The following is a 2,875-nucleotide window of genomic DNA, read 5'->3' as shown; positions in this document are numbered from 1 at the left end:
ACATAGAGCAGGGCCGAGCCGCCGCTGCCGTGCCGGACGTCGATGACGCGGCCGATCATGACATTGTGCGTGCCGACGACATGCACAGTCTCGATCTCGCAATCGAAATTGACGATCGCATCCGAGAGTGCCGGCGTGCCGGAGGTCAGCGTCTGCCAGCGCGCCGAGGCATAGCGTGCCTCCATGTCCCTGGCCGCGCCAGCGAATTTTCCCGCCAGATGCATGTGGTCATGCGTCAGCACGTTGACGCAGAAGCGCTGGTTGGACAGGAACATGGCGGCCTGCGTCGAGCGCCCGTTCATGCACACCAGCAGCGTCGGCGGCTCGTCGGAGACGCTGCACATGGCGGTGGCGGTGAAGCCGCCGCGCCCTGCCGGGCCATCGGTGGTGACGATGTTGACCGGCGCGCAGACCCTCGCCATGGCGTCGCGGAAATCGGCTTTCGAAATCTGCGTGGCCATCTGGTTTCACTCGGCCGTTGAGACAAGCGGATTGAACCAGGTATCGCCCGTCCAGCCATTCTCGTCATAGTCGGCCATGCAGGTGTCGACGAGCTCTTCCATCGCCTTCAGCCGCCCGCCGCGTTCAGCTCCTTTCAGCACCTGCAGCCGCACCTCTTCCGGCGCGCCGGCATAGTTGAGCTCGTAGAGCGCGTGGCGGCCGCCGAACTCGGTGCCGGTCGCGTCCCACAAAAGCTTCATGATCTTGATGCGCTCGATGTGGCCCATGTCGTTGGAGCCACGCACATATTGCGCCAGATACTTGTCGATCTCGGGGTTGTTGAAGTCGCGCACCGACGACGGGAGGTAGATCAGCCCGGACGCGATCACCCGGCGCACGGTGTCGATGACGCGCGGATAGGCTTCCGACATGAAGGTGCGGTAGGCGAGCGCGGCTTCCAGATTGGGCAGCACCGCGCCATTCGCCCACGGGATCGGGTTGTAGGCCATGGCGTTGGAAAAGCTCCAGAACATGTGCCTGAGCGCGATGACCTCGCCCAGTGCCGCCTGGTTGCCGCGGAAAGCATCGCCGCCCGTGGCGCGCAGCGCCTTGGCCAGCAGGCCGGCGAGGAAATCGAGCTTGACGGCGAAACGCGTGCAGCCCTGGAAGCAGTAGCCATGCATGAAGCCGGATGCCGGATGGAAGGACAGGATTTTCTGCGCGTCGCGCAGCACCAGAACGTCCTCCCAGGGGATGAAGACATTGTCGAGCACCAGGATCGCATCGTTCTCGTCGAAGCGCGACGACAGCGGATAGTCGAAGGGCGCCGCCACCGTGTTGGCCGTCTGCTCGTAGGAGACGCGGCAGAACATCTTTATCCCCGGCGCATTCATCGGCACGATGAACATCACCGACAGCGACGGATCCTCAGTGATCGTCGCCGAGCCCTGCGCCAGAAAATTGTAGTGGGTCAGCGCCGAGGACGTCGCCACCACCTTGGCGCCGGAGACATAGATGCCGGCATCCGTCTCCTTGGTGATGTGGACGAAGACGTCCTTCACCTGTTCGGCCGGCTTGTGGCGGTCGATCGGCGGATTGACGATGGCATGGTTCATGAACAGTGCGGCTTCCTGCGCACGTTTGTGCCAGGACAGAGCATTGTCCTTGAACGGCCCGTACCAGTCGGCATTGGCGCCGAGCGTGTTCATCAGCGCCGCCTTGTAGTCGGGCGTGCGCCCCATCCAGCCATAGGACATGCGCGACCACTCGGCGATCGCCGTCTGCTGGGTAACAAGCTCAGCCGAGGATTTGGCAACGCGGAAATATTTGTGGGTGTAGCCGCCCGAGCCGGTGTCGGTCGGCGAGGTCAGCGTGTCCCGTCGCAGGGGATCATGCAGCGCATCGTAGAGGCGCGCCAGCGACCGCGCCGAATTGCGCATCGACGGGTGCGTGGTGACATCGGCAATGCGTTCGCCATTGATATAGACCTCGCGGCCGTCGCGCAGGCTCTCCAGATACTCGGCCCCGGTGAACGGCCGTGCCTTATCAGTGCGGAAGTCTTCTGATCGCATGATGGTCCTCCTCTTGAGTCGCAACACTAGCGCCTTGGACATGCATCGGTTATGGACGGAACGGCAAAACCGATTGGACTTTTTCAGGCGCCATGAGCCAGAATTCCATCCCCGACTTCTTCGTCTATGGCGAGCCGGTGAGGCCGCTCGATGTCGGTTTTCTGCATGTCGAGACGGTGCTTGCGCGCAGCAACATCCATCTTGGTCAGGTTGCGGCGCACAAGCATCCGCAGATGGGCCAGATCACCTACTGGACCAGCGGCTCCGGTACCTACCGTATCGAAGACCGATCCTGGGACTTTTCGGCGCCTGCCGTCAGCTTCGTGCCGAGCGCTGTCGTGCATGGCTTCTCGATCGGACCCGGCACCGACGCCATCGTCGTCTCGGTCGCCGACGGCGCGCTCGCGGCCATCGCCGCTCACAGCCTGCTGCCGCTGGACAGGCCGGTCTTTGCCGACGGTCTGCCACGACACGCAGCGTGGGCGAGACTGGCGGCGGTGCTGGAGATGATCGCCGCCGAATATGCCGAGGCGCAAGCCGGCAATGACAGGGTCCTGCCGGCGCTGATCGCCGTCGCACTCTCCCATATTGCGCGCCTCAGCCCCGGCGTGACCTCATCCGCCGCCTCTTCCAATGCTTCGCTGGCGCGGGGCCTGCGTCGGCTCGCCGACGCGCATTTCCGCGACAACTGGCCGGTCGATCGCTACGTCGAGGCGCTGGCCACCACGCCGCATCTTCTCGACAAGGCTGCCCATGCGGTGCTGGGCGCCGGTGTCAAGCGGGTCGTCAGCGAAAGGCGGCTGCTGGAGGCCAAGCGTCTGCTGCTGTTCACCGTACGCACGGTGGAGGACATCGCCTACGAG

Annotated in this window: 3 protein-coding genes; 1 reads left to right on the top strand and 2 read right to left on the bottom strand. The window is 64.0% G+C overall.

Features of this window, described 5'->3' with window-relative positions:
• Both EN750_RS27400 and EN750_RS27395 read right to left on the bottom strand, forming a co-directional pair.
• Window positions 1-461 (bottom strand): flavin reductase (locus EN750_RS27400; protein ID WP_127398541.1); only part of this gene is annotated, 461 nt, incomplete at its 3' end.
• A gap of 6 nt (window positions 462-467) precedes the next feature.
• Entirely contained in the window at window positions 468-2,012 is a 1,545-nt protein-coding gene (locus EN750_RS27395) for a 4-hydroxyphenylacetate 3-hydroxylase N-terminal domain-containing protein (protein ID WP_127398539.1), read from the bottom strand.
• Between the two features lie 92 nt (window positions 2,013-2,104).
• Between EN750_RS27395 and EN750_RS27390 the strand changes: the two genes are divergently transcribed.
• On the top strand, window positions 2,105-2,875 hold a 771-nt coding region (locus EN750_RS27390), incomplete at its 3' end, for an AraC family transcriptional regulator (RefSeq protein ID WP_127398537.1).

The sequence above is a fragment of the Mesorhizobium sp. M7A.F.Ca.ET.027.03.2.1 genome, from assembly GCF_003999175.1.
In the GTDB taxonomy this organism is placed as follows: Bacteria; Pseudomonadota; Alphaproteobacteria; order Rhizobiales; family Rhizobiaceae; genus Mesorhizobium.
The sequence above is the reverse complement of the archived record's forward strand: the minus strand, read 5'-3'. Positions and strand labels throughout refer to the sequence as shown.